At 44.3% G+C, this 26,077-nt stretch carries 19 protein-coding genes; 14 read left to right on the top strand and 5 right to left on the bottom strand.

Annotation, left to right across the window (positions count from 1 at the left end; all coding sequences use genetic code 11):
• Nucleotides 1-171 precede the first annotated feature (171 nt).
• From Q1A23_RS17490 to Q1A23_RS17455, 8 genes are all read left to right on the top strand, one after another.
• Nucleotides 172-2,631, top strand: coding sequence for a bifunctional UDP-N-acetylmuramoyl-tripeptide:D-alanyl-D-alanine ligase/alanine racemase (locus Q1A23_RS17490; RefSeq protein ID WP_299825832.1), 2,460 nt, complete (start codon nt 172-174; stop codon nt 2,629-2,631).
• Nucleotides 2,632-2,926: 295 nt separating this feature from the next.
• Nucleotides 2,927-3,175, top strand: coding sequence for a FeoA family protein (locus Q1A23_RS17485; RefSeq protein WP_299825829.1), 249 nt, complete (start codon nt 2,927-2,929; stop codon nt 3,173-3,175).
• A gap of 70 nt (nt 3,176-3,245) precedes the next feature.
• Nucleotides 3,246-5,339, top strand: coding sequence for a ferrous iron transport protein B (gene feoB / locus Q1A23_RS17480; RefSeq protein WP_299825827.1), 2,094 nt, complete (start codon nt 3,246-3,248; stop codon nt 5,337-5,339).
• Between the two features lie 920 nt (nt 5,340-6,259).
• Nucleotides 6,260-9,379 carry a SusC/RagA family TonB-linked outer membrane protein gene (locus Q1A23_RS17475; protein WP_299825824.1) on the top strand — a complete coding sequence of 1,040 codons (3,120 nt, stop codon included), beginning with the start codon at nt 6,260-6,262 and terminating at the stop codon, nt 9,377-9,379.
• 29 nt (nt 9,380-9,408) lie between these two features.
• Entirely contained in the window at nt 9,409-10,911 is a 1,503-nt protein-coding gene (locus tag Q1A23_RS17470) for a SusD/RagB family nutrient-binding outer membrane lipoprotein (RefSeq protein ID WP_299825821.1), read from the top strand.
• Between the two features lie 28 nt (nt 10,912-10,939).
• On the top strand, nt 10,940-11,866 hold the full coding sequence (locus Q1A23_RS17465; RefSeq protein ID WP_299825818.1) for a DUF1735 domain-containing protein: 927 nt from the start codon (nt 10,940-10,942) through the stop codon (nt 11,864-11,866).
• A gap of 877 nt (nt 11,867-12,743) precedes the next feature.
• Nucleotides 12,744-15,953, top strand: coding sequence for a SusC/RagA family TonB-linked outer membrane protein (locus Q1A23_RS17460; protein ID WP_299825815.1), 3,210 nt, complete (start codon nt 12,744-12,746; stop codon nt 15,951-15,953).
• An 11-nt stretch (nt 15,954-15,964) separates the two neighbouring features.
• Nucleotides 15,965-17,386, top strand: a complete 1,422-nt coding sequence (locus Q1A23_RS17455) for a SusD/RagB family nutrient-binding outer membrane lipoprotein (RefSeq protein ID WP_299825812.1) — start codon at nt 15,965-15,967, stop codon at nt 17,384-17,386.
• A gap of 104 nt (nt 17,387-17,490) precedes the next feature.
• Here the strand turns inward: Q1A23_RS17455 and Q1A23_RS17450 are convergent, their stop codons facing one another.
• From Q1A23_RS17450 to Q1A23_RS17430, 5 genes are all read right to left on the bottom strand, one after another.
• Complete coding sequence (locus Q1A23_RS17450; protein ID WP_299825809.1) at nt 17,491-18,207, bottom strand: SAM-dependent methyltransferase; 717 nt, start codon at nt 18,205-18,207, stop codon at nt 17,491-17,493.
• A 187-nt stretch (nt 18,208-18,394) separates the two neighbouring features.
• Nucleotides 18,395-19,165 (bottom strand): alpha/beta fold hydrolase, encoded by a 771-nt coding sequence (locus tag Q1A23_RS17445; RefSeq protein ID WP_299825806.1) that lies wholly within the window; start codon nt 19,163-19,165, stop codon nt 18,395-18,397.
• A gap of 28 nt (nt 19,166-19,193) precedes the next feature.
• Nucleotides 19,194-20,246, bottom strand: a complete 1,053-nt coding sequence (gene selD / locus Q1A23_RS17440) for a selenide, water dikinase SelD (protein WP_299825803.1) — start codon at nt 20,244-20,246, stop codon at nt 19,194-19,196.
• A gap of 6 nt (nt 20,247-20,252) precedes the next feature.
• A complete protein-coding gene (mnmH, locus tag Q1A23_RS17435; RefSeq protein WP_299825800.1) occupies nt 20,253-21,278 on the bottom strand; it encodes a tRNA 2-selenouridine(34) synthase MnmH in 1,026 nt (341 codons plus the stop codon).
• A complete protein-coding gene (locus Q1A23_RS17430) occupies nt 21,278-21,991 on the bottom strand; it encodes a pyridoxine 5'-phosphate synthase (RefSeq protein ID WP_299825798.1) in 714 nt (237 codons plus the stop codon). Before Q1A23_RS17430 ends, mnmH begins: the two co-directional genes overlap by 1 nt.
• A 181-nt stretch (nt 21,992-22,172) precedes the next feature.
• Between Q1A23_RS17430 and Q1A23_RS17425 the strand changes: the two genes are divergently transcribed.
• The 6 genes from Q1A23_RS17425 (at nt 22,173) to Q1A23_RS17400 (ending at nt 26,074) form a co-directional block, all read left to right on the top strand.
• The gene (locus Q1A23_RS17425) at nt 22,173-22,634 is read left to right on the top strand and encodes a GatB/YqeY domain-containing protein (protein ID WP_299825795.1); all 462 of its coding nucleotides are present in this window, start codon (nt 22,173-22,175) and stop codon (nt 22,632-22,634) included.
• A gap of 100 nt (nt 22,635-22,734) precedes the next feature.
• Nucleotides 22,735-23,247: a hypothetical protein gene (locus Q1A23_RS17420; RefSeq protein ID WP_299825792.1), complete on the top strand. Its 513-nt coding sequence runs from the start codon at nt 22,735-22,737 to the stop codon at nt 23,245-23,247.
• Between the two features lie 101 nt (nt 23,248-23,348).
• Complete coding sequence (locus tag Q1A23_RS17415) at nt 23,349-23,867, top strand: CvpA family protein (RefSeq protein ID WP_299825789.1); 519 nt, start codon at nt 23,349-23,351, stop codon at nt 23,865-23,867.
• A gap of 149 nt (nt 23,868-24,016) precedes the next feature.
• Nucleotides 24,017-24,586 (top strand): aminodeoxychorismate/anthranilate synthase component II, encoded by a 570-nt coding sequence (locus tag Q1A23_RS17410; protein ID WP_299825786.1) that lies wholly within the window; start codon nt 24,017-24,019, stop codon nt 24,584-24,586.
• Between the two features lie 49 nt (nt 24,587-24,635).
• Nucleotides 24,636-25,412, top strand: a complete 777-nt coding sequence (locus Q1A23_RS17405) for an alpha/beta hydrolase (RefSeq protein WP_299825783.1) — start codon at nt 24,636-24,638, stop codon at nt 25,410-25,412.
• Nucleotides 25,409-26,074, top strand: a complete 666-nt coding sequence (locus Q1A23_RS17400; protein ID WP_299825780.1) for a CBS domain-containing protein — start codon at nt 25,409-25,411, stop codon at nt 26,072-26,074. The genes Q1A23_RS17405 and Q1A23_RS17400 overlap by 4 nt, the downstream gene beginning before the upstream one ends.
• The last annotated feature ends 3 nt before the right edge of the window (nt 26,075-26,077 follow it).

The following is a 26,077-nucleotide window of genomic DNA, read 5'->3' as shown; positions in this document are numbered from 1 at the left end:
TATAAAATCTGCAAGCTGTATGGCGGTGAGCATCAACATTTATTCGTAAATGATGTTCAAACACAAGTGTAGTGGCTCAGAACCTGAGTATCTGTTAACTTTAGTCATGGCGCATAGCTTTTAACTCTTAGCTCCTACAGCTATCTTTGGTGCAAGTATAAACCTCATCTAATGCTTAGTTTCGAACAGCTTGCTACAATAACAAATGGTACAGTTGTGCAGTTTGCGCAGCCCTTGCCTGTGGTGCACCTGCTCACCGATAGCCGAAAACTGTCGCAGCCGGCAGGTACGTTGTTTTTTGCCATAAAAGGCAAGTATAACGACGGGCACCAGTACCTGCAGCAGCTGTATGCGCAGGGGGTAAGGCAATTTGTAATAGAGCATGGCGAGGCAGGCGATGTTGAGCAACACTACCCAGAAGCAAATATTCTGCGGGTAGGTAATGGACTGGAGGCGCTGCAGCAGCTAGCTGCTTGGCATCGCAAACAATTTAAAGTGCCGGTAGTGGGTATTACTGGCAGCAACGGTAAAACCATTGTTAAAGAGTGGCTGGCGCAGCTGCTGAGCCCCGACGAGCTGGTGGTTAAAAGTCCACGAAGCTACAACTCGCAACTAGGTGTGCCGCTAAGTGTGTGGCAACTGGAGCCTAACCATACCCTTGCCATTTTTGAGGCAGGCATCTCACAAACCGGCGAAATGCAAAAGCTGCAACAGGTAATACAGCCTACCCTGGGCATCTTTACTAACATTGGCAGCGCGCACAACGAGGGGTTTAGCACGATAGAGCAGAAGGTAGAAGAAAAGCTTAAACTGTTCTCGGGTGTCGAGTTGCTCTTTTACTGTTCCGATCACAAGCAGATACACGAAGCCGCTCAGAGGCAAAGTATAAAATCATTTACCTGGAGCCAGCAGTATAAACAAGCCGACTTATACATAAATGCGGCAACGCCGGCCGGGCACAAAACCATTGTAGTTTATACTTACAAAGGCGAGAAACAACGGCTCTCCATCCCCTTCACCGACGATGCCTCTGTAGAAAACGCGCTGCATTGCCTGGCTTTTCTGCTTTACCGGAACGTGCCTCTGGCAAATATCCAGGACCGGTTGGATAAACTGCACGCAGTAGCCATGCGCCTCGAAATGAAAGAGGCCATTAACGGCTGCTACCTGATAGACGACACGTACAACAACGACCTGGCAGGCTTGGCAATAGCCCTGGACCTGCTGGCCAACCAGCCCCAACGAGGCAAGCATACCGTTATACTTTCCGACTTGTTGGAATCGGGTTTGGCAGAGGGTAAGCTTTACAGCAAAGTGGCAGAGCTGGTGCAGGCGCACGGGGTAGAGCGGCTTATTGCCATCGGCCCTATCATCAGCAAGTATAAAGATTTGTTTAACCTGCCTGCTGAGTTTTATACTTCCACTTCTGATTTTACGCAGCAGTTTACAGCAGACAGGTTCCGGAACGAAGTAATCCTGGTGAAGGGCGCGCGCGTGTTCGAGTTCGAGAAGATAGTGCATGCTTTTCAGCAGAAAGTACACGGCACGGTGCTGGAGGTAAACCTGGATGCGCTGGTGCATAACCTGAACTACTACCGCTCTAAACTGCAGCCGGGCACCAAACTGATGGTAATGGTAAAGGCCTTTGCCTACGGCAGCGGCAGCTTTGAGGTAGCTAGTTTGCTGCAGTTCCACAGAGTTGATTACCTGGCTGTTGCTTATGCTGATGAAGGCGTGATGCTGCGGGAGCACGGAATTACCTTACCCATTATGGTGATGAATCCTTCGCCGGGCAGCTTCGCCAAAATGAAACAGTATAACCTGGAGCCAGAAATATATTCCCTGGAGCTACTGCAAGCGTTTCTAGGTGAAGCAGATGCAGGAACCAAGTATAAAGTACACCTTAAGCTGGATACAGGCATGCACCGCCTTGGTTTTGTGGAAGAAGATTTTGATGCTCTTTTCAACTTACTGCAACAGCACCCGCAGGTGCAGGTGGTCAGCACTTTCAGCCACCTTGCCGGTGCCGACGAGGCGATGCACAATGATTTCTCGCAGCAGCAGATTACAACCTTTAGGAGTATGGCCGCAGCGGTAGAGGCATTTTTAGGTTATCCGGTGATAAAGCACATCCTAAACTCGGCAGGTATTGTGCGCTTTCCGGAGCACCAACTGGAGATGGCCAGGCTAGGTATAGGCTTGTATGGGGTTGAGGCCACAGGCTCGGAGCAAGATGCGCTGCGATCAGTAAGTACATTAAAGACTACCGTGTCGCAGGTTAAAAGTATAAAGCAAGGCGATACCGTTGGCTACAGCCGCAAAGGCATAGCTGCTACCGATAAGCAAACTGCCACTATAGCCATTGGGTATGCCGATGGCTATGACCGCCGATTTAGCAACGGGGCAGGCGTTGTGCTGGTAAACGGGAAGCGCTGTCCTATCATCGGCAATGTGTGCATGGATATGTGCATGGTAGATGTTACAGGGCAAAATGTAAAGGCCGGAGACGAAGTTATACTTTTTGGACCACAGGTAACGCTGGTAGAACTGGCGGAGCGTATCGGCACTATTCCGTACGAGTTGCTTACAAATGTAAGTACGCGGGTAAAGCGTGTGTTTTACTCAGAGTAAACTGTTATTTGTATCGTAGCTAGAGATGTACTGGGCTTATCGGCTAGTGCGGGTTCACCTATGCAGCAGCTTCTGTTAAGATAATTTACAGCATTAACACTATAAATGGTATGTTTGTGGGGTTAAAAATAGCCATCATACTATGATGTTGAGGTTTGCTAAAAAGCAGGTAATCAATTGTTTGTTGGTTTAAAAACTTCAATGGGCAACCAATAAGCTAAATCTTTTGGTTTAAAGTTGAACACCTTGTAACTTGCAGTTGTTTATAAACAGTCTAAATAAAGAGAGGTAAGAGGTGCAACATACAGCAGAAGAGCATAAGGGCCGCAGATCTGTGCGCGACATGAAAATCGGGGATAGTGGGGTGATTTGTTGCCTTCAGGACCCTGAAATGGGATTAAAGCTACTCGAAATGGGTTGCATACCCGGTACAGAAGTTAAAATGAACAGCCGCGCTCCACTAGGCGATCCGATTACAATAATTGTGAACGACTACACACTTTCCCTGCGATTAGACGAAGCCGAGACCATTTTGCTAAAGTAGTAATACCTGCATGCCTGTAATTACCCAACCTGAACTAAAAAAACCTGAACAAGCCCTCAAGCCTAAGGCTATGGCCAAGATTGCCCTGATTGGCAATCCTAACTCAGGTAAAACATCTTTATTTAACCAACTTACAGGTTTAAACCAAAAAGTAGGTAACTTTCCGGGGGTTACAGTTGATAAGAAAACAGGTCATAGCCAGCTTACACCCAGCCTACGTGCCGAAATAATAGATTTACCAGGCACTTATAGCCTGTACCCGAAGTCACTGGATGAGCGGGTGATTATCGACCTGCTCTACGATCCGGCTTCTAAACACTACCCAGACCTTATCGTTGTTACTGCCGACGCTTCTAACCTTAAGCGTAACCTGCTGCTGTTTACACAACTGGCAGACCTTAAGATACCGGCAGTACTTGCGCTTAACATGGTGGATGTGGCAGAGAAGGAAGGTGTTAAAATTGATATACCTGCCCTGCACCGTGAGTTAGGTGTGCCCATTATCCCGATGAATGCCCGCAAAGGCATAGGTGTAGCTGCACTTAAAATAGTAATGACGCAGCAACTGGAGCCAACCAAAGCCTCTTTCTTTGAGATTCCGGTGGAGTTGATTCCGCTGCTGCAAAGTATAAAAGAGCGCTTTTCGCTTACCAACGATTACCTGGCGCTGCACTACGCGCACCAGTACAAGAACCTGCGCTTTCTTTCTGAGGCCGATGTAGCCTGGTTAGATACTGCCCTGGAGGAAAACGGTTTTAAATCGAATGTACTACAGGCAAGCGAAACAATAGAACGCTACACACGCATAAACGAGCTTTTGCTTGATGTGGTGCGGATAGAGAAAGCTACAAAAGACGAGAAGTTTAGCAACAGAATAGACCAGGTGCTAACGCATAAGGTTTTTGGCTACCTGATATTCTTTGTCATTCTCTTCCTTATTTTTCAGGCCATCTTCGCTTGGGCAAGTTACCCCATGGACCTGATAGACGAAGGCATAGCCGGCTTAAATGAATTGATCCAAAGCAATTTTTCGGGCCCGCTGGTTAACCTGCTTACCGAAGGTGTGATTGCCGGCTTAGGTGGCGTGCTCATATTTGTGCCGCAGATTGCGATTCTCTTTGCTTTTATAGCCATACTTGAGGAAACAGGCTATATGGCCCGTGTTACCTTTATGATGGACAAGATCATGCGTAAGTTCGGGCTTAACGGCAAAAGCGTTGTGCCGCTCATATCAGGTGTAGCCTGTGCTGTGCCTGCTATCATGTCTGCCAGAACCATCGAAAACTGGAAAGATCGCATGATCACCATTTTCGTTACGCCGTTGATGAGCTGTTCGGCCAGAATACCGGTATATACTGTGCTTATTGCGCTGGTTGTTCCTGATAAATACTACCTTGGCTTCCTTAACCTGCAGGGGCTCGTATTAATGGGCTTGTACCTGATCGGCTTCCTGGCTGCAATTTTCTCGGCAATGCTGCTAAAGGTTATACTTAAAGCCCGCGAGCGCAGCTACTTTATAATGGAGTTTCCGGTGTATAAAATGCCGCGCTGGAAAAATGTAGGCCTCACAATAGTAGAGAAGTCTAAAACGTTTGTGCTGGAAGCCGGTAAAGTGATTGTAGCCATCTCTATTATACTTTGGGTGCTGGCCTCCTATGGTCCCGGAGATAATTTTGAGATTGCCGAGCAAAAAGCATTAACTGAGGCAAAGCAGGCAAACCTAAGCGAGATCCAAACAGAAAACCTGATAGCCTCTCATCAGTTGGAGTCTTCTTACGCTGGTATAGTCGGCCGTGCCATAGAGCCCGTTATCAGGCCGCTGGGCTACGACTGGAAAATTGGGATAGCTTTACTTACCTCTTTTGCCGCCCGCGAGGTGTTTGTGGGTACAATGTCTACGATTTACAGTATAGGCGAAGAAGAAAACGTGTCCACAATTAAAAATAAGTTAATGGCTGAAAAAGATGAAAACGGTGATCCTTTCTTTACGCCTGCCCGCTCTTTTTCCCTTATGATCTTCTATCTGTTTGCTATGCAGTGCGTAAGTACGCTAGCCATTGTTCGCCGGGAGACTAAAAGCTGGATGTGGCCTTTAGCCCAGTTAATCTACATGAGCGGCCTGGCCTATGTGATGGCATTTATTACATATCAGATTTTTAGCTAGCCTCAGTTTTATAGTAAGACGCTAGTTCCCCCATAAGCAAAGAAGCCCGACTTATCATCGGGCTTCTTTGCTTATGGGGGTGAATTATTTCTGTTGTAACAGATGACATAAGTTAGACATGTGCCTAAATATATTGAATTTGATTCAGAGGATCCCATTTAACTTCAGGAGCTAGCACCTTAAATTCATAATATTAGCTGCTATAAGATTATGATTCTCCCTTTCTAACATATTCATTCTAAAATATTATTTTAAGATGAATATGTTAGTCTAATCCAAAGGCCCGCTGAAACATGAGTAAATATTAATATACAACATGCTGTATATCAGATTTTTGAATTGCATAATAGTAAATATGTATATATTTACTTCAGATATATTAAATCTGTATAAAGGTTATATCAATAAATGTTTTGACAGCAAATTTGGTATATACTAACAAAATCCATACTTTAGTAAACAAATATATATGATAACTTTATAATATATTGTTATCTTCAAAGCTGTGTAATATGTTAAACCTTAAACCAATATATGGTATATATCTACTAACCTAACCTTTATAACTTATCCTTCTTGTCCTACAGGTTACCTCATCAACTTGCCGGATAAAGAAAACCGCCTTCAATTTTCTATAACTTCTCACCAAGCTTGGTTTTTCCATTGATCAACCAACTTTAAGCAGACTGTATTTTGTGCACTAGATTAATCGCTGGTGTAGTAGAAAACAGTTACTTCACGATAAGCAGTTCTTATGGTGCCTCATAGTTACTTCGTAACTAATTAAATTTACGTGTGCGTTGCGCGTGTAGGAATAGACAGGAATGACCCATAAGATACTAACTACTCCCATGCTTGTTATAGCCTGGACCAAAAGATTCTTTACAATCAATCAATTAACCTTAAAACCAAACAGAATAATGAAAAAAATAGTACTTCTATGTCTATTTCTGTTATCTGCTCTGTTGCCTGATGCAATGGCACAGAGTAGGACTATCACCGGTAAGGTGACAGACGCTTCTAATAATCAGCCTCTACCAGGCGTAACAGTAGTGGTAAAAGGAACCGGAGCTGGTACTGCAACATCAGCTGATGGTAATTATACACTCAATGTGCCTGAGGGTGGCAATACATTAGTATTCAGCTTTATAGGTTATCAAACAATTGAGCGCGCCATTGGTAACGCTGCTAATATCAATGTTAGCCTACCAATAGATTCAAAACAATTACAGGAAGTTGTTGTAACAGCCCTTGGTGTTGAAAGACAAAAAAAGGAAGTAGGCTACGCAACTACAACAGTAACTGATAAGGTAATCACTCGTGCTAACCCAGTTAACGTTGCAAATGGTTTGCAGGGTAAAGTATCAGGTTTGAACATTACTTCTGTTAACAACGGTGTATTCGAAAACGTAAGAATCAACCTTCGTGGTATCCGCTCTTTAACTGGTAATAACAACCCGCTATTACTGTTAGATGGTGTGCCAGCTGCACTTAGCTACCTATCTTCACTAAACCCTAATGACATTGAAAGCACTACTATATTAAAGGGTGCTTCTGCAGCGGCAATCTACGGACCTGATGCAAGAAACGGTGTGATTGTAGTTACAACTAAAAAAGGCTCTATTGATGACAAACCAGTAATTACTGTAAGTAATTCAACACAGCTATCTCAAATCTCATTCTTCCCTAAATTCCAGAAGCAATTTGGTAGCGGTGGCTACGGTGAATATACTCCTTATGAAAACTGGTCGTGGGGCCCGGCATTTGATGGCTCAACTGTAGAAATTGGACATGTACTTGAAGATGGTACTGTACAAACTGTACCTTATAGCCCAACTGATGAGAGAAAGAAATTCTTTAATACAGGTGTAACTACTCAAAACGACATCTCTCTTGCTGCCAAAGACTTTTATGTAAGTGTACAGGATGCACTTATAAAAGGTATTGTGCCTGATGATGAAAACCGTAGAACTGGTGTGAGATTGAACACTGGTAAAGAGTTTGGTAAATTCAGAGTTGGCTTCAACACAAACTACATTCAGCAGAACTACAATGTGTTCGATGATGTGGCTATGGAAGATTATCATACTGCGAATAACGTTGGTTTGAATGGTGGTCTATTAAACCTTATCTTCAACACGCCTGCTCATATTCCGCTTACTTCTTACAAAGATTTCAAGAATAACAAATTTGCGGAATACAACAACTACTTCAACGACTACGGCTTAAACCCATACTTTGCTCTTGATAACTGGCGCAAAGAAGGTAGAAGAGAAGACCTTTTAACAAACCTTGACTTTAGCTACAAAGCTACAAATTGGTTAAGCCTTACATATAGAGCTGCTTTAACATCGCAGTCTATAGCTGAAAGATTCTCATCTAAAGGTGAGGTTCCGACAGAATATGGTATTAATGAAAGAGGTTTTGCATTAATCCCTGGCGCTATCACAGAGAGAGCTTACAAGAGCACTCGTTTATCATCTGAGGCTTTCGCTAATGTAAACAAGGAGATTAACGAAAACTTTAAAATTACAGGTGTTGCCGGTACTTATGTTAGACAGACAGATGCTCGCGACACTAGGGTAGGTGCAGCAAACCTTGTTGTTCCAGAATTGTTTAACGTAGCTAACCGTACAGGTGAACTTGGTGGATCTTCTCCTTTCAGTAAGACTAGATTGTTCTCGCTTTACGCAAGTGCTGGTTTAAGCTACAGAGGTTGGGCTAACGTTGAGGTTACAGGCCGTAACGACTGGACTTCTGTTCTTGCTATTGGTAATAACTCATTCTTCTATCCTGGTGTAAGTGGTTCATTAGTTTTAACTGATGCCATCTCAGGTTTACAAAATAGCGATGTGCTTTCTTACTTAAAGCTAAGAGGCTCATGGAGTAAAACAGGTAACGCTGATATATCTGCGTACTCTTTAGCAGCTACTTTCTCTCAGGCAAGTGGTTTCCCTTACGGCTCACTTCCTGGTTATACTGCTAACAATGCTACTTATGATGCTGCTCTTGAACCAGAGTTTATCGAAAGTAAAGAATTTGGTTTTGAGTCTGGATTTATGGGTGGCCGCATCAACTTAGAAGGTACATACTATTACCAGAACAACGACAACCAAATTGTACCTATCAGGGTTTCTGACGCTACTGGTTATACTTCTGCTAACGTGAACGCTGCATCATTTGTGAACAAAGGTGTAGAATTAGACTTAAGATTAACTCCACTTGTTAACCTTGGTGATGTTAAAGTTGAGTTTAGAGCAAACGCTACATACAGCGATAGCGAAATCAAAAGCATCTACGGTGATTTAGATGAGCTTGCGATTGGTGGTTATGTTGCAGCTGCTAACTATGCAATTGTAGGTCAGCCAGCCTTCGTTATCAAGGCTACTGATTATTTAAGAGATGATCAGGGACGTGTTATTGTTGACGCTGAAACAGGTTATCCTTCTGCAGATCCTAATAATAAAGTATTCGGTCGTACATTGCCGAAGTGGATTGTTGGCTTGAACCCCTCTGCAAGCTGGAAAGGTCTTACTTTGTCAGCTTTAGCTGAATACAAAGGTGGTCACTATGCATACCATAGCATTGGTAGCGCGATGGCGTGGACAGGTGTATCTGCTGCTACAGCAAGAAACAACCGCGAGCGTTTCGTGTTCCCGAACTCATCTATTGCAGATCCAGAAAACCCAGGTCAGTACATCGAGAACACTAACGTAACTGTTAGCAATGTAAATGATTTCTACACAGGTGTATTCAGAAGCGTATCTTCTAACTTTATCACTAGTGCAGCTACTTGGAGACTACGTGAAGTATCTTTAGGATATGATCTGCCAGCAAGCATAGTATCTAGGCTTAAAGTTGTAAAAGGTGTTTCTGTAGCTCTTACAGGTCGTAACCTTGTGCTTTGGTTACCTGAGACAAACGAGTTCTCTGATCCAGACTTTAACAGCTTCAATGATACTAACACATCTGGTATTGCAAGCTCTCAGATTAATCCTCCAACTAGAACGTTTGGTGGTAACATTACTCTGAAATTCTAATTAATTTATTAGCATAAAAATCAAATAATATGAAAAGAATCATATATTCTGCTTTTACCCTGCTGATGCTTATTTCTGCAACAGGCTGTAAAGATGAATTCTTCGATATAAATAAAAACCCGAACGCCCCTACAGATGAGTCGATAACACCCGAGTTGATCTTGCCAAGAGCGTTGCACGCAACAGGTTCCCGTATGGCTACCTCTTATGACTTTGCTGCGCATTGGACAGGATATTGGGCGCGTTCAGGTACATATGGCCCAAGCAATCCTCAGGAGAACTATGAGATTACTACATCTTATCAATCAGATGAGTGGTCAGGCTGGTATGACATTCTTAATGATGTAAACCTGATGGAGAAAAAAGCTGAGGCGGCTGATCAGAAGTTTTACCAGGGCATCGCTAAAGTAATAAAGTCTATTGGCTTTATGTATTTAGTAGACCAGTACAACAACGTACCTTACTCTAATGCTTTTGATTTGACAAACAATATCTTACCAACTTATGATAAAGGCGAAGATATTTATGCAGATCTTTTAGTGCAACTAGATGAAGCAGATAAGTTATTTGCTGCTGCTGAAGCAAGCGCTAATCCAGGTATTGCACAAGCAGATATCATGTTCAATGGTAATGCTGGTATGTGGAGAAAGTTAGCAAACACACAACGTTTAAAACTGATTGTTCGTCAGTCTCAGGTTTCTGGCTTCAATGCTACAGCAGAGATTGCTAAAATTACAGCGAACGGAGCAGGTTTCCTGATGAGCGGTGAGACTGCAAGTGTACAGCCTGGCTATACAGTTGATAACGGTAAGCAAAATCCATTCTGGGATGCTTATAAAACCACTTATACTGGTGCAATTGTTGACAACTATAACAGAGCAAACAACTATGTGCTAGGCAAATTGAGAGGAAGCAATGATATACGTTACCAGTATTACTTCAGTAAAGCAATTACTCCGCTAAATGGTAACCTGTACTATGGCTACAACTTTGGCGAGGTAATACCAAACTCTGACCCAAAGGCTGCTAACTCATCAGACGTAGCTGGTCCTGGATTGGCAAAGACTCCTACGCAAGCACAATGGGTGTTTACTTCTGTAGAGAGCATGTTCTTACAGGCTGAGGCTATTCAAAGAGGATGGTTGCCTGGAGATGGTAAAGTTGCTGTTACCGAGGCTGTAAGAGAGTCGTTTCGTTGGTTAGGTGTAACAAATGCTGTTGCTACAGCTGATGCCTATTTAGCTCAGAGCGATGCTCTAACAAATTATGATGCCGCAGGTAATAAGGTTAATTTTATCGTGATGCAGAAATACCTTGCATTGGTTGGAATTAATAACTTCGAGGCTTGGATTGACTATAGAAGACTAGGAGTTCCAGCAGACCTTCCGCTATCTTTATCTCCAAGCAGAGGTTCAAACGTTATCCCTAAGCGTCTTTTATATCCACAGAACGAATACAGCTACAATGCTGCAAACGTAGCAGCTGAAGGGGCAATTGATGCTCAGTCAACTACGGTATTCTGGGATAAATAATCTGTTAACTTTATAATAATAATTATAAATGAAAGCTTTAAATAAAATATACGCTATTGCTCTACTTGCATTAGGCTTAACTTCTTGTCTTCAGGATAAGGAGATTGAGGATCAGAAGTATGGCATGATAGACTTAAATGCTAAAAGAATAATAGAGTTACCTGCAAACTCAAGCCATACATCCACTTTTGCCTTGGCTTACGAGGATAAAGAAACTGTATTAGATTTTGTTACAGTAAGACTTGCTGCAGAACAAGTTGCTGCAGAGGATATAACTGTAAAGCTAAGTTTAGCTAGTAGCCAGGCAATTATTGATGCCTATAACGAGGCTGAAGAAGCAGAACTAGTTGAATACCCTTCGTCTCTTTATGAACTACAAGGATCTGGCTTAAGTGTGACAATACCAAAAGGAAGCAGAACCGGTGTTCTTAAGTTGGCGATGAATCCAGTTGACCTAGATCCTTCAACAACGTATGCGCTTGGTTTCACGATTGAAAGCGTTGATAAATCTGGTTACACGATCAGCGGTAACTTTGATAACTTATTGGTTACAATAGGCGCAAAAAATGCATATGATGCTGTTTACAGAATTAACCCTGAGACTAGCTCAATAGTAGATGCAAACGGTTTGTATACTGATGATTATCCAAGAGACATTTCATTGTCTACCAGAACAGCTAACTCTGTAGTTTATTATGATGAGAGCTATGCTTATAACAACCTGATTGTAAACTCTATTGCGACAGGTGGTGCGGCAAACTCAGGTATCAGACCAATCTATACTTTTGATCCAGCTACAGGCAACTTGGTTTCTGTTACTGACTTCAATGACGGAACTAGAGTGTTTACTAATGTTGAAGGTAAATTCAATGAAGCAGATCGTTCGATCTACATTAAATGGACAGCTGGCAGATGGACTGTTACTGAGAACTATGTATTCTTGAGAGAGAGATAAGAAAATCAATGCTTCTATAAATACAGATGGCATTTAACTCTACAAGTTGCTTGCAACTTAAGTTTAAAGTAGATAGATAAGAAAACTAGGTAGTAGTCTTCTTCATTGGTAAAAACCACCGGCTTCCGGTGGTTTTTTCTTTTTATAGGCAAAGGAAAGTAAGACTTGAATTATTTTAGTGTTACTTTTTATATTTTTATAATTTATTATACGTATATAAGAAACGCAGCAAATTACTTAACTATATATAGTTGCTTTCACTTTAAGGTGCTGCTTGATTTCGGTATAGCTTTACTCTGGAAGTATGATGTTAATACCAATGTAAAGTATAATACAGAGGTGTAATGGTCAGCTTTTTACTTGCTAAGGGATCAGCAGAGATAAAATGGCTTTTTACTAATATGTGATTACTTTAATTTATACTTGTAAATATGTTATACATCTCAAGTTAGATGTATGACTAGAAGGTACACTAAAACAAGCTATACCTCCATTTATATTCTATAGTGGTTAAGTTGCCAGCCAGCTTATCTATTATAAGGGTTGCTCCAGTACGGTTGCACCCCCTATTTATTTCATGCCACTTTAGTAGATTATTTTAGTGGTTACCCTCCCCCTGTTATAAGCTACAGCTTTTTTTAGTTGTAGGAATAGTCCCCGCTTATTTCACCGAATCTCTTACGCACTTGCCCTTTGTGCAAAATCTAACAGGCTTTTGTGGCTCATATGTTTCGCCGTAAGATTCCGTTTGCTATGCTTTACTCTTAGGCGTGGCAAGTATACACCCCATCCTCCTTCATTTGATTAATGCTAAAACAGAATGTGTGGAGGTGCGGAAGCATGATTTATGAGATTACTAACTTAAACCATAAGCACAATGAAAAGAAACTTACTTTTGCTTTTGATCCTGACATTTACTCTGCTTCAGCAGGCGATGGCCCAGGTGAGGGAAGTTACCGGAAGAGTAACCGATGCCACAACAAATCAGCCGCTTCCTGGCGTTACGGTCTTGGTTAAAGGCACCACGGTAGGTACAGCCACATCGGGAGACGGTAGTTACACACTAAGTGTTCCTGAAACAGGTAGAACCTTACAGTTTAGCTTTATTGGCTACACCACAATAGAACGAGCCATTGGAAATGCTGCAACTATCAATGTGGCGCTACCTTTAAACACACAGCAGCTGGATGAAGTTGTGGTAACAGCACTTGGTATCGAAAGAAACAAGAATGAACTAGCTTATTCTGCTCAGTCAGTTAGCGGTGAACAAATTACCCGCACGAGAAGTACCGACTTTGTTAATACGCTTTCAGGTAAAGTAGCAGGCCTCGATATTCGTTCTAATAACACTATGGGTGGATCTACGAACGTAATCATCCGTGGCAACAAGTCTATTACGGGTAATAACCAGGCACTATTCGTAATAGACGGTGTGCCAGTAAGTAATGCTAACACCAATACTGCCGACCAACAGTCTGGCAGGGCGGGAGCTGACTTTGGTAATGCCGCCGCAGACTTGAACCCAGACAACATTGAGTCTGTGAACGTACTGAAGGGAGCCGCTGCTACTGCACTTTACGGCTCGCGTGCAGCCAATGGTGTTATCATGATCACCACTAAAAAAGGTGCTAAAAACAGCCTTAACATAACTGTTAATAGTGGCGTTACCTGGAGCACAATGGACAAGAGCACTTTTATTAAATACCAGAAGGAGTATGGTGCAGGCTATGCTCAGGTATTTCGTACGCCTGCTGATCTAGGTAGCGGAGTTGCTCCTGTAGTGCGATTCCAGGATGATGCTTCTTACGGTCCAAGATTTGACCCGAACTTGCAGGTTTACCAATGGGATGCTATTGACCCATTTCACCCGAACTTTGGCGAAACAAGACCATGGGTAGCTGCTGAGAACGATCCAAGCACTTTCTATGATACAGGTGTTAACTCTAACCAAAGTATAATGGTTAGTGGTGGGGGTGATAAAACAACCTTTAAAGTAGGTTATACCCGAAACGACATAAAGGGCAACTTGCCTAATGCTACGCTTGATAAAGACCAGTTTAACTTTACTGGCACTTACGAGGCAACTGAAAGGATATCAGTAAGTGCTTCTGCTAACTATGCACGCACAGTAGGTGTTGGCAGGTATGGCACGGGTTATCAAGGCCGCAACCCTAACCAGCAGTTCAGGCAGTGGTGGCAGACCAACGTAGATATCGAAGAGCAGAAAGATGCTTATTTCAGAAACCGCCAGAACATTACCTGGAACTGGAATGCTGCCAATACCGGGCCTATCTACTCTGATAACCCCTACTGGACAAGATACGAGAATTACTCAAACGACTCCAGAGACAACTTCTATGGCTATGCATCTGCTACTTATAAGTTTACAGACTGGTTAAACTTATTGGGTAGAGTCACATTTAACACAACCAGCGATATGCAGGAAGAACGTATTGCCATAGGAAGTGCAGATGTAAGTGAGTATGAGCGTTTTGACAGGGAGTTCAACGAAACCAACTATGACCTGTTCTTGAACTTTAACAGGGATATTACGGAGGATATTAGCCTGAATGGTTTGATTGGAGCCAACCTGCGCAGAAACCGCTTGAGCGATGTGAGAGCAAGTACGAACGGTGGACTTATAGTACCACGGCTATATGCGCTGTCAAACTCAGTTAACCCAATTACTGCTCCCATCGAAAACAATGAGCGTGAAGGAGTTGATGGCATTTTCGCTAATGCTAACATTGGGTTCAGAGAAACTTACTTCCTGGAGCTTTCTGCTCGCCGGGATAAATCCACAACACTGCCAGAAGGAGACAACGCATATTTCTATCCTTCTATAGCTGGTAACGTTGTTTTCTCTAACCTCATTAAAGTGCCATGGTTATCAGGAGGTAAGCTTAGAGTAAACTATGCCGAGGTAGGTAATAGCGCCCAGCCACTAAGTATATTTGATGTTTATACACAGCCAACTGGTTTAGATGGGGCACCAATCTTCTCGTTGCCGAACACTAAAAATAATGAGAGCCTGAAGCCGGAGAGAACCAAGAGCTTTGAAGCTGGTATAGAGGCAGACTTTTTAAACAGCCTGTTCGGTTTTGACTTTACCTATTACCGATCAAGCACAGTAGACCAAATCATTAACGTATCTACAACGGGTGCCACAGGCTATACTGCACAATGGGTAAATGCCGGTGAAGTGGAAAACAAAGGATTTGAAATTGCCGCTTTTGCTACTCCTATACAAACAGGGGATTTCACATGGAATATCAACATAAATTTTGCCCGTAACAGAAACGAGGTTGTAAGCCTATACCAAGATGTTCAGAACATTCCTCTGGCTTCTTTTCAGGGTGGTGTGTCGCTTAACGCTGCTGTTGGGCAACCTTTTGGCGTTATCAGAGGCACCAACTTTGTTTACACCAACGGAGAAAAAACCGTTAACTCTGAAGGCTATTACCTGAACTCTGGCAACGCAGCTGATATTATCGGCGACCCAAACCCGGATTGGACAGGTGGTGTGAACAATACCTTAACATTTAAAGGCGTTTCGTTAGGCTTCCTGGTTGATGTGCGCCATGGAGGCGATATATTTTCACTTGACCAATGGTATGGTGAGGCAACTGGTGTGTACGAGCACACAGCAGGCTTGAATGATAAAGGCAACCCTTCCCGCCTTCCTGTTGCAGAAGGCGGTGGCGTATTACTGCCAGGTGTTAAAGAAGATGGCTCTCCGAATGATATTTATGCCGAGAACACCGATGGCAACGGAGGAACTCCCTACGGATATGCTGCTGGCGGAATAGAAGCTCCAAGAGCCATGTATGTTTTTGATGGTAGCTTTGTTAAGCTAAGAGAGGTTGCTCTTTCTTATGCTTTACCACAGTCTTTAATCGGTAACATTGGCTTTATTAAAGGTGTTGATTTACAGCTTATTGGTCGTAACCTGTGGATCATCCATAAGAATATGGAGTACTCAGATCCGGAAGAAGGCCTGAGTTCAGGCAACGCATCAAGAGGTTATCAATCTGGTGCTTATCCTGCTTTCAGAACATATGGATTTAATGTTAGATTAAATTTCTAAATTATAAAGAGATGAAGAAAATTCTTATTTGCTTGTTCACGCTGGTGTTTGTGACATCGTGTGTAGACGATCTGGACGAATATAATATTGACACAAAGAGAGCATCTAACGCTCCACCCGCTACTTTGTTCACTAGTGCTTTATTGAACCTGACAGATGTGTTAACCACTCCGAACGTTAACACGAACAACATCAGATTATATGTGCAGCATTGGGCTACAACACAATATGTAGAGGAGCCTAGATACAACATGACGGGTCGCTTGATTCCTCAAAACTTCTGGAACGCTCTTTACCGTGACGTGCTGGCTGACTTAAATGAATCTAAAAGGTTATTACTGTCTGATGCGACTATTGACCCGACACTAAGGGACAACCAGTTAGCGCAGATTGAGATCATGGAAGTATATACTTGGTCTGTTCTGGTTACTACTTTTGGCGATGTTCCCTATACTGAGGCGCTTGATCCTGCTAATACACAGCCAGTATATGATGACGCTCAAACGATTTACAATGACATCTTGAATCGCCTTGACACGGCACTTGGCCTAATAAAGACTGAAGAAACAGGATTTGGAGCAGGAGACGTGCTTTATGGCGGGGATATGACTCAATGGATAAAGTTTGGTAACTCCTTGAAGCTGAGGTTAGCCATGGTAATAGCGGATGTTGATGAACCCAAAGCTAGAACACTTGTAGGAGAAGCTGCACCAAACGTATTCACAAGCAATGCGGATAATGCAGTCTTTCCATATGCTAGTGCAACGCCAAATAATAACCCCATATCAGATAACGTTAATCCTAGCCTCACAAGTAGAGAAGACTTTATTGCTGCTAGCACACTCGTTGATTTGATGAATGAGTTGAATGACCCACGGAGGCCACAGTACTTTACAGATGTTGATGGAGAGTTTATAGGTGGCAGAGTTGGCTTCTCCAACGATTATGCAGAGAACTCTACGGTAAGCGATAAAATAGCGGCAACTGATTTCCCTGGATTGTTGCTAGACTATGCTGAAGTTGAATTCCTGTTGGCAGAAGCCGCAGAAAGAGGCTTTATTGCCGATCCTGCCGAGGAGCATTACAACGCAGCTGTCACAGCTTCGATTTTATACTGGGGAGGAACAGACGCTGAAGCGAGAGATTACTTAGCACAACCTGAAGTAGCTTATGCAACAGCCTCTGGAGATTGGCGGCAAAAGATAGGCAGACAAGCCTGGATTGCTTTTTATAACCGTGGTTATGAAGCGTGGCTAACATGGAGAAGATTGGATGCACCAACACTTATACCTCCGGTAGATGGCTTGACTGTACCAACCAGATTAATTTATCCTGTTAACGAACAAACGCTGAATCCAAACAACCGGGCAGCTGCAGCTACAGCAATTGGCGGTGATGAAAGCTCTACAAAGCTATTCTGGGATGTGAGATAAACCCTAAAAGCTTAAAAAGGTATGATAGATAAGAAAACTAGGTAGTAGTCTTCTTCATTGTGCAAGAACCACCGGGCTCCGGTGGTTTTTCTTTTTGTATGCTATTACCTGTAGATCAAAAACACGGCTGGCTGTTTGTGTATGTCTGGCAGCTTGCCCTTCCATTGCTGTATGGTTTTAGTTTGGATGAACTCGTGCTCCGGGGAGGTGATGTTGGCCGCAATGCAAAGCTTGGTTTCCGGGTGCAATGTAGCAAGCAGGTCCTCCAGCAGTTTGTTGTTGCGGTAGGGCGTTTCCATGAAAATCTGTGTCTGGTTGCGCTGCTGCATTTCCTTCTCCAGCTGCCGCAACGCCTGAAGGCGTGGTCCTTTTTCGATGGGCAGGTACCCATGGAAGGCAAACTGCTGGCCATTAAAGCCGCTGGCCATCAGGCTTAAAAGTATAGCCGATGGGCCGGCGAAAGGCACCACTTTTATACTTTTCTGGTGCGCATACTTTACCACCTCGGCACCTGGGTCGGCAATGCCCGGGCAGCCAGCCTCTGAAATAATACCGGCATCTAAGCCTTTCTCCAGCAATGGCTTTAGCGAAGCTTGTACCTGTGCCGGTGTAGCGTCCTTATCAACCTGAATAAAATTTAGCTGTTCTATTACAAGCTCCGGGCATATACTTTTTACAAAACGGCGGGCCGTGCGCAGGTTTTCAACTATAAAATATGTCAGGTGCTGTACTGTTTCCTTTACCTGCGGCGATATTACCTGGTCCTGAGTCCCCTCTGCAAGTATGGTTGGTATTAAGTATAAAGTGCCGGTGTTTTTCATGGGGCAAAGGTAACTACATTGTTCAATTGTTGATTTACGCGTACCGTAAATTGAAACTGCCACAGCCTCAGTAGCGGTGGCAGTTTATACTTTAGTTTAGTGTTTTAAGGAGCCAGGAGTGTACTGGCAATTTTTGCTGATGCTTCAGAAGATCTTTGTGGCTCCCCAAAATCTGTTAAACCTGTTGTCAGTCGGTTTCCAGGAACCTTGTTACCAGGTCGTATACTTCGTCGGGGGCTTCGGCGTGTACCCAATGGCCGGCGTTTGGTATAGTTTCTACCTCCACCATGGTAAACAAATGCTCGATGCAGCTATAGATATCTTCCTGCTTAATGTAACGAGACCTGCCCCCTTTGATGAATAACGCATGCTTTTTAAAAGGCACTTCTGAAGTAACCGCAGCAGCTATGTGTTCATAATTTTTTTCGAGAGCATCCAGGTTCATCCGCCAGCCAAAAGTATTATCCTCTTTGCGGTACAGGTTCTTCATCAGGAACAGTCGAACATCTTCTTCTTTTATACTTTGAGCCAACTGCTGGTCTATCTCGCCACGGCTGGTTGCTTTGCTTAAGTCTACAGACTGCAGCGCATCAATTATTTCGTCGTGGTGCGGTGGGTACGCTTTTGGGGCAATATCCACTACAATCAGTTTGGTGAGGCGGGTCGGATACTTTAGTGCATACTTCATGGCCACTTTGCCACCCATCGAGTGCCCCATAATGGCAGGTGTGGCAATCTGTAGTTCATCCACCAGGCGCAGTACATCGTCGGCCATGGCATCATAGTTATGCTCTTCGGAGTGCGGCGAGCGGCCATGGTTGCGCAGATCTACCAGAAATACGTTGTAATGCTCTGCTAATCGCTTTGCCAGCGTTGCCCAGTTATCTAATGTGCCAAACAAGCCGTGCAAGATAAGCAGCGGCTGGCCGTGGCCCATTTCTTTATAGTGTAATTTCATTTTTATTCAGAAGATGATGAGTAATCTGTTATAGTACCTTTATTAGGTGTTCTGAGTTACCTCGCTCTTTCAATACGCCAAGTGGCTGAAGCTCCAGGTTATACTTCCGGAACAACTGCAGCACCTCTTCTCTGCCGGCAGGATCAACGGCAACCAATAAGCCGCCGCTTGTTTGCGGGTCGCAGAGCAGGTGTTTTTGGTCTGGAGTAAGCGCTGCAATTTTGTGGCCGTAGCTGTCGAAGTTGCGGTGTGTGCCGCCAGGTATGGCTTTCTGTGCCAGGTACTCCAGCGCCTCCGGCAGTACAGGCACTTTGTCTAAGTATACTTCTGCAGTTAAGTTGCTGCCTTCGCACATTTCAGAGAGGTGGCCTAGCAAACCGAAACCGGTTACGTCGGTCATGGCTTTTACCTGTGGCAGTTGGCCCAGCTCTGCTCCAATCTTATTCAGCTGCATCATCTGGCTAGGGGCAATATGCATGTGCTCTGGCTTAAGTATACTTTTCTTTTGCGCCGTAGTAAGTATGCCAACGCCAAGCGGTTTGGTTAAGTATAGCTCACAGCCGGCGGTGGCGGTATCGTTGCGTTTCAGGTTCGGGATATCAAGCATGCCGGTTACAGCCAGGCCAAAGATAGGCTCAGGGCTGTCGATGCTGTGGCCGCCTGCCAACGGAATGCCTGCTTCGTGGCAAATGCTGCGGCTACCTTCTATTACCAACTTGGCTACTTCTGGTGCCAGTTTATCGATTGGCCAACCCAACACAGCTATCGCCATCATAGGAGTGCCGCCCATGGCATACACATCCGAAATAGCATTAGCCGAGGCAATTCTGCCAAAGTCGTAGGCATCATCCACAATGGGCATAAAAAAGTCGGTGGTGCTGATAACGGCACGGTTATTCCCGATATCGTAAACAGCAGCATCGTCGCGGGAACTGTTGCCAACCAGAAGGCGCTTCTCCTCCGGATAAGTAACATCTGAGTGCAGGATAGCATCGAGCACTTTAGGCGATATTTTGCAGCCGCAGCCAGCACCGTGGCTGTATTGGGTAAGTTTTATACTTTGAGTTGATGTATCTTCCATGGCAGTTTATATCAGTTGATGTTGTTTAGCAAAGGCTAGCACTTTGGCAGCGTTTTCTTCCGGATCTATACTTTGTAACTCTAGTTGCAGCACGTGCTGTTTCTTGGCCAGTTCAAAAGTATAAGCTTTGTCGTAGTAAGCGAGGGCAATCTCCACCATCTTCTCCATGTTATCAGTTTCGATGGCTTCCAGCGCCTCTTTGGTTGCCAAACCGCCCAAACGCTTCTTTATTTTAAGTATGGCTGCTTCCAGCAACGTTTTATCGGTGCGGCAGTACTCATCGGCTAACTTTTGTACCCGTAGCTGTCGTGGTATTTGCAGTACGATGGTGGGCGCATGTTGCATCTGGTCGAAAAGTGACTTTGGCAATTGTGCTCTGCCAATGGTTATACTTTCGTCTTCCAGCCAAATAGGGGCATTGCTGTCATTAAGTTTCAGCAGTTCTGTGCCTAGCAGGTTCTCAAAATGCTCTGTGCTTGGTTGCGGGTCCATGCCTATACTTCCGAAGGCAGAGCCTTTGTGGTTGGCAAGCCCCTCCAGGTCTATAACCTGTTGCTGTTGTAAGTATGGCAGCAGGTCTGTTTTGCCGCTACCGGTAAAGCCGCTAAGTATAAGCAGCTTGCGTGGTTTCTCGAACTGCTGGTGAATGTGTTGCCTGTAAGCTTTGTAGCCGCCTTGCAGCAAGTATACTTTGAAGCCTGAGAAATCGAGAAGCCAGGCCATAGCGCCGCTGCGCATACCGCCACGCCAGCAATGCACGAGCACTTCTTTTTCAGGAGCAAGTTTAGTGGCTTGCTTCACAAACTTCGACATTTTTGGCCCGAACAAATCAAGGCCAATCAAAACGGCGGGGTCGTGGCCTTGCTGTTTGTAAGCCGTTCCTACTTTAGCACGCTCCTCATCCGAAAAGATAGGGAAACTCCGGGCTACGGGTATATGGCCAATCTCAAACTCTTTAGGAGCGCGTGCATCCAGCACAGGCAATTTTTCTGATAGCCTGATGAATTCCTCTATAGTTATACTTTGCACCACTACTTAAGCTGACGCAGGTAAAGTTGGATGGTGTTCTCCAGGCCAAAGTACAACGCATCACAGATTAAGGCGTGACCTATGCTTACCTCCAGCAAACCAGGCAAGGTGTTGTGCAGGTATTTCAGGTTGTCAAGGTCAAGGTCGTGGCCGGCATTTAAGCCAATACCATACTCTTGTGCTTTTCTAGCCGCTGCCAAGTATGGGGCTATTGCCTGCTCGCGGTTGGTATGGTAGTTTTTAGCGTAGTCCTCAGTATACAATTCTACTCTGTCGGTGCCAACCAGCGCAGCGCCTTCTATCATTTTCTCATCCGGATCAACAAAAATGGACGTGCGAATGCCCAACTCCTTCAACTCCAGAATCACGTCTGTTAAAAAGCTTTTATGCTTAATGGTATTCCAGCCGGCGTTGGAGGTGATGGCATCAGGGGCATCAGGTACCAGGGTGGCCTGTGCAGGTTTTGTCTCTTTTACCAGTTTCAGGAAATCAGGTGTGGGGTTGCCTTCGATGTTAAACTCTGTGGTTACTACTTCTTTTAGATCGTAAACGTCCTGGTAACGTATATGGCGCTCGTCGGGGCGCGGGTGTACGGTAATGCCTTGTGCACCGAAGCGCTCGCAATCTTTAGCAGCCTGCACTACATTGGGTCTGTCGCCGCCGCGTGCATTACGAAGCGTGGCTATTTTGTTTATATTTACACTTAGTTGTGTCATGGCAATAGTTTTGCAGCCTTCCGGGGCCATTTATCGTCTTAACAATATGGAATGACTAAATTAGTGGAAATTTGGCAAAGATGTTAGCCCATACCTTTGATAGGTTTGCCGTATAACCAACACACATCCATTTTTGCAGCAGTAACTCAGGAGTATATAAGTATAACACACATAAAGAACTATGTCACTAAAAGAACGCATCAACACCGATATTAAAGAGGCCATGTTGGCTAAAGATAAAGCGCGCCTGCAGGCACTAAGAAGTATAAAATCGCTGATTTTGCTCGCCGAAACAGAAAAGGGAGGAACAGAGGGCATCAGCCAGGATACCGAAATGAAACTGCTGACCAAAGCTGCAAAGCAACGCCGCGAATCTGCTGAGCTTTACGCCAAACAAGGCCGCACCGATCTGGAAGAAATTGAACTTACCGAGCTAAACGTAATTGAACAATACCTGCCAAAGCAGCTGGACGAAGGCGACCTGCGCGTACGCCTGGTAGAGATTATCCAACGGGTAGGTGCCACAGGGCCTTCTGACTTGGGTAAGGTTATGGGAGTGGCTTCTAAAGAACTGGCTGGCCAGGCTGATGGCCGTGCTATATCTACGGCTGTAGGTGAGTTGCTTAACAATACAGATTTTTAATAGCAGAAGTATAAATTGTTGATTTATAGCGTTTAGGTGTGTTAAAAGAGCGCAGTATTGCTTATATTTTGTAGCAAGACTTCTAACACACCTAAATGCTATGAAAAAGATATTACTGGCAGTAATGCCCCTGTTGCTAATGGTGCCAGCCTTAGCACAAACCCAATCCGATCAAGATAAGCAGCAATTACTGGAGGTGGTGGAGACCTTCCGCAAAAGCATTATCAACAAAGACAGCGTAAGCTTTAAACAGCTCTTTCTCTATGACTCCATTCCTTGGATTGGGATAACAGACGAGAAATCGATGGCTTTTGTACGGAAGCATTACCCGGATAAAAAGGCAATAGACCCATCTTCCTACAAAGAGTTCATAAAGTTTGTCGTTTCCAGCAAAAGTAAGGTAGAGGAGAAATTCTTTGACGTTAAAATAGAGCATGACCCGCTTATAGCCTCTGTAACTTTCGACTATAGTTTATGGGTGGATGAGAAGCCACAGAATTGGGGCAAAGAGTCGTGGGAGCTGCTGAAGGTGGACGGCAAGTGGAAAATAATTCTTGTGTCGTATTCAAGTTATTTGCCGCAGGTTACACCAGTACCGGCCAATTTAAAGTAAATTATTTTTACAGCTTTTGCCCGTAAATAACTAAATTAGATGCCGCAGTACTGTAGCTTTAAACTGTAGCGCTGCGGCATTTGTACTTTAAACTTTCACCCTTGAGCACGTTTGATTTTTTCCTGGCGCTGCCTATACTTTGGGGCGCATTCCAGGGTTTCCGGAAAGGATTGTTATTAGAGCTGGTGTCGTTGGTGGCGCTGGTACTGGCTATACTTGGCGGCCTGAAACTGCTGGATACCGCTTTACCTGTTATGGAGGGCTTTATCGGCGATGCCCATGGCCTGCTGCCTTACGTTACCTTTTTGGTGGTTTTCGTTGCTATTATCCTGCTCATCCATCTGGGCGGCATCCTTCTAAAAAAAGTAATCGATTTTACGCCCTTTGGCCTCTTTGATAATGTACTTGGGAGTATACTTGGTGCCCTTAAGTGGTGTGTAGCCTTAAGCCTGCTGCTTTACGTTTCTGATATGGCTGGCATAAGTGTTTCTAAAGATACGGCTGATGCCTCTATGGTATACCCGGTAGTGCTGAAAACAACACCATATGCCCTTGATGTACTTAGCTATGTGCTGCCATTTGTTAAGGCGCTGATCACATCATTAAAACAGCATTTTTAGGAGTTGGGGAGTTTGATAGTCATACTTTAAAAAGAGTATGAGTTATCACAAATTTATAGGTGCAATCAGGGCTTATATTTTTTATGTAACTAGCTTTAGTTTGTACAATCTTACACGCATTATTTAAAGGCGCTGCCTGCTAAACAACTATGCTTTTGCTGCTCGATAATTTTGACTCCTTCACTTACAACCTGGTGGATTATTTTGGCAGGGCAGGGGTAGAGGCAAAGGTGGTGCGCAATGATGTGCCCCTGGAGGAGCTAAAGCAGTTACCTGTAAAAGCAGTAGTGCTGTCGCCGGGACCAGGCACTCCTGCAAAAGCTGGTAACCTGATGGATGTGATCCATTATTACCACGAGAAGGTGCCGATGCTGGGAATATGCTTGGGGCACCAGGCGCTGGGCGAGTTTTTCGGGGCAACCCTGGAAAAGGGCATCAAGCCCATGCATGGTAAAGTATCAGAGATAATTTGCGAAACCGATCCAATTTTTAAAGGTATACCACCTAAAACCAATGTTGTGCGTTACCACTCGCTGGTGCTGCGCCAGACCCCGGAAAGTATAACTCCGCTGGCGCATACTACCGAAGGTGAGCTGATGGCGTTTAAGCATAAAACGCTGCCGCTTTACGCCTTGCAGTTTCACCCGGAGGCGGCTCTAACTACTTATGGTTTGCAAATGCTTCAAAATTGGGTTAGTATTAGTAATATTGCAGACTAATTAACCATAACAGCCTAGAAATACGTTTCTTTTACAAAGTATAAATTAAATGGAATTACAGATCAGAGAAGAGGCCGGATTTAAGTTTATAGATGAGGGTAGTGGTGAGGTAATGGTGTTATTGCACGGTTTGTTTGGTGCGCTAAGCAACTGGCACGGTGTAGTAGACCACTTCTCTAAAAACTACCGCGTTGTTATTCCGCTTATGCCTATCTACGAAATGTCGTTGCATAAGGCAGGTGTGCCGGGGCTGGTTTCTTTTGTGGAGGATTTCGTAAAGCTCATGAAGCTGAACGACATTACCTTGCTTGGCAACTCCTTGGGAGGGCATGTGGGCTTAGTTTATACTTTAAACAACGCAAGCAAAGTAAAGCGCCTGGTACTTACCGGCAGTTCTGGCCTGTTCGAGGATTCTATGGGTGGGTCTTTCCCGAAACGCGGTAATTACGAATACGTGAAGGAGCGTGTGGGTTACACTTTTTACAGCCCTGACACCGCTACCAAGGAACTGGTGGACGAAGTGTTTGATATAACCAACAGCAATGCCAAATGCCTTCGTATTATCGCTATAGCCAAATCAGCGCAGCGACATAATATGGCCAAGGACATCACAAATATTAAAGTGCCAACGTTACTTATCTGGGGCCTGAACGATACAATTACGCCGCCTATGGTAGCACACGAGTTTAACAGGCTTATTCCGAATTCTGATTTATACTTTATAGATAAGTGCGGACATGCCCCGATGATGGAACATCCAGAGAAGTTTAACAGTATCTTAGATAAATTTTTAGCTAAAACGCCCTTAACTACCATAGCCACATGATCGCAGAAGAACTCATCAATCAAATGATTCCGCCGCTGAAGCTGTACGACACCGTGGAGAAAGCTTTGCGTTGGATGGATGAGTTCCGCGTGAACGAGTTGCCAGTTGTAAGCAACCGAAAATACCGAGGTTTGGCAACAGAACTAACTCTGGTTGATTTGCCTAACCGAAGCTTGCAGTTAAAGGAGCTGGAGCTTGAGTACCAGGATGTGCATGTGCAGCAACATCAGCACTTTTACGATGTAATGGAGGCTGCCATCAAAAACAAGATACAAGTAGTGCCCGTGCTCGATGAAGACCAGGATTACATGGGCATCATCACGATAAACGATACGCTGGCAGCTTTCGGGCAGATGTCGGCGTTGCAGGGGCAGGGCAGTATACTGGTGCTGTCTATGCCTGAGCGCGATTACTCCTTAAGCCAGATCAGCCGTTTAATTGAGGAGGAAAACACCAAGATACTGAGTGCATATGTGTCTCCGGATGAGCTGGACCCCTACAAAATAAAGCTGACGCTGAAGCTGAACACAACCGACCTTTCGCGCATAATAGCCACCTTGGAGCGTTTCGAGTACCGCATTACGGCTCAGTTTAACGACACCTCTGACAATGACCTGGGCCGCGACCGCCTGGATATGCTTTTTAAATACCTGGATATTTAGGCA

It is taken from the genome of uncultured Pontibacter sp., from assembly GCF_947492645.1.
In the GTDB taxonomy this organism is placed as follows: domain Bacteria; phylum Bacteroidota; class Bacteroidia; order Cytophagales; family Hymenobacteraceae; genus Pontibacter.
Note: the sequence above shows the minus strand (reverse complement) of the source record. Positions and strands in the feature narration are given on the sequence as shown.

Bases quoted from the DNA above. Each gene is read 5' to 3' on its own strand.
- Q1A23_RS17490 (WP_299825832.1), top strand. From the start codon at position 172: ATGCTTAGTTTCGAACAGCTTGCTACAATAACAAATGGTACAGTTGTG.
- feoB (WP_299825827.1), top strand. From the start codon at position 3,246: ATGGCCAAGATTGCCCTGATTGGCAATCCTAACTCAGGTAAAACATCT.
- Q1A23_RS17475 (WP_299825824.1), top strand. From the start codon at position 6,260: ATGAAAAAAATAGTACTTCTATGTCTATTTCTGTTATCTGCTCTGTTG.
- Q1A23_RS17470 (WP_299825821.1), top strand. From the start codon at position 9,409: ATGAAAAGAATCATATATTCTGCTTTTACCCTGCTGATGCTTATTTCT.
- Q1A23_RS17465 (WP_299825818.1), top strand. From the start codon at position 10,940: ATGAAAGCTTTAAATAAAATATACGCTATTGCTCTACTTGCATTAGGC.
- Q1A23_RS17460 (WP_299825815.1), top strand. From the start codon at position 12,744: ATGAAAAGAAACTTACTTTTGCTTTTGATCCTGACATTTACTCTGCTT.
- Q1A23_RS17455 (WP_299825812.1), top strand. From the start codon at position 15,965: ATGAAGAAAATTCTTATTTGCTTGTTCACGCTGGTGTTTGTGACATCG.
- Q1A23_RS17450 (WP_299825809.1), bottom strand. From the start codon at position 18,207: ATGAAAAACACCGGCACTTTATACTTAATACCAACCATACTTGCAGAG.
- Q1A23_RS17445 (WP_299825806.1), bottom strand. From the start codon at position 19,165: ATGAAATTACACTATAAAGAAATGGGCCACGGCCAGCCGCTGCTTATC.
- selD (WP_299825803.1), bottom strand. From the start codon at position 20,246: ATGGAAGATACATCAACTCAAAGTATAAAACTTACCCAATACAGCCAC.
- Q1A23_RS17430 (WP_299825798.1), bottom strand. From the start codon at position 21,991: ATGACACAACTAAGTGTAAATATAAACAAAATAGCCACGCTTCGTAAT.
- Q1A23_RS17425 (WP_299825795.1), top strand. From the start codon at position 22,173: ATGTCACTAAAAGAACGCATCAACACCGATATTAAAGAGGCCATGTTG.
- Q1A23_RS17420 (WP_299825792.1), top strand. From the start codon at position 22,735: ATGAAAAAGATATTACTGGCAGTAATGCCCCTGTTGCTAATGGTGCCA.
- Q1A23_RS17410 (WP_299825786.1), top strand. From the start codon at position 24,017: ATGCTTTTGCTGCTCGATAATTTTGACTCCTTCACTTACAACCTGGTG.
- Q1A23_RS17405 (WP_299825783.1), top strand. From the start codon at position 24,636: ATGGAATTACAGATCAGAGAAGAGGCCGGATTTAAGTTTATAGATGAG.
- Q1A23_RS17400 (WP_299825780.1), top strand. From the start codon at position 25,409: ATGATCGCAGAAGAACTCATCAATCAAATGATTCCGCCGCTGAAGCTG.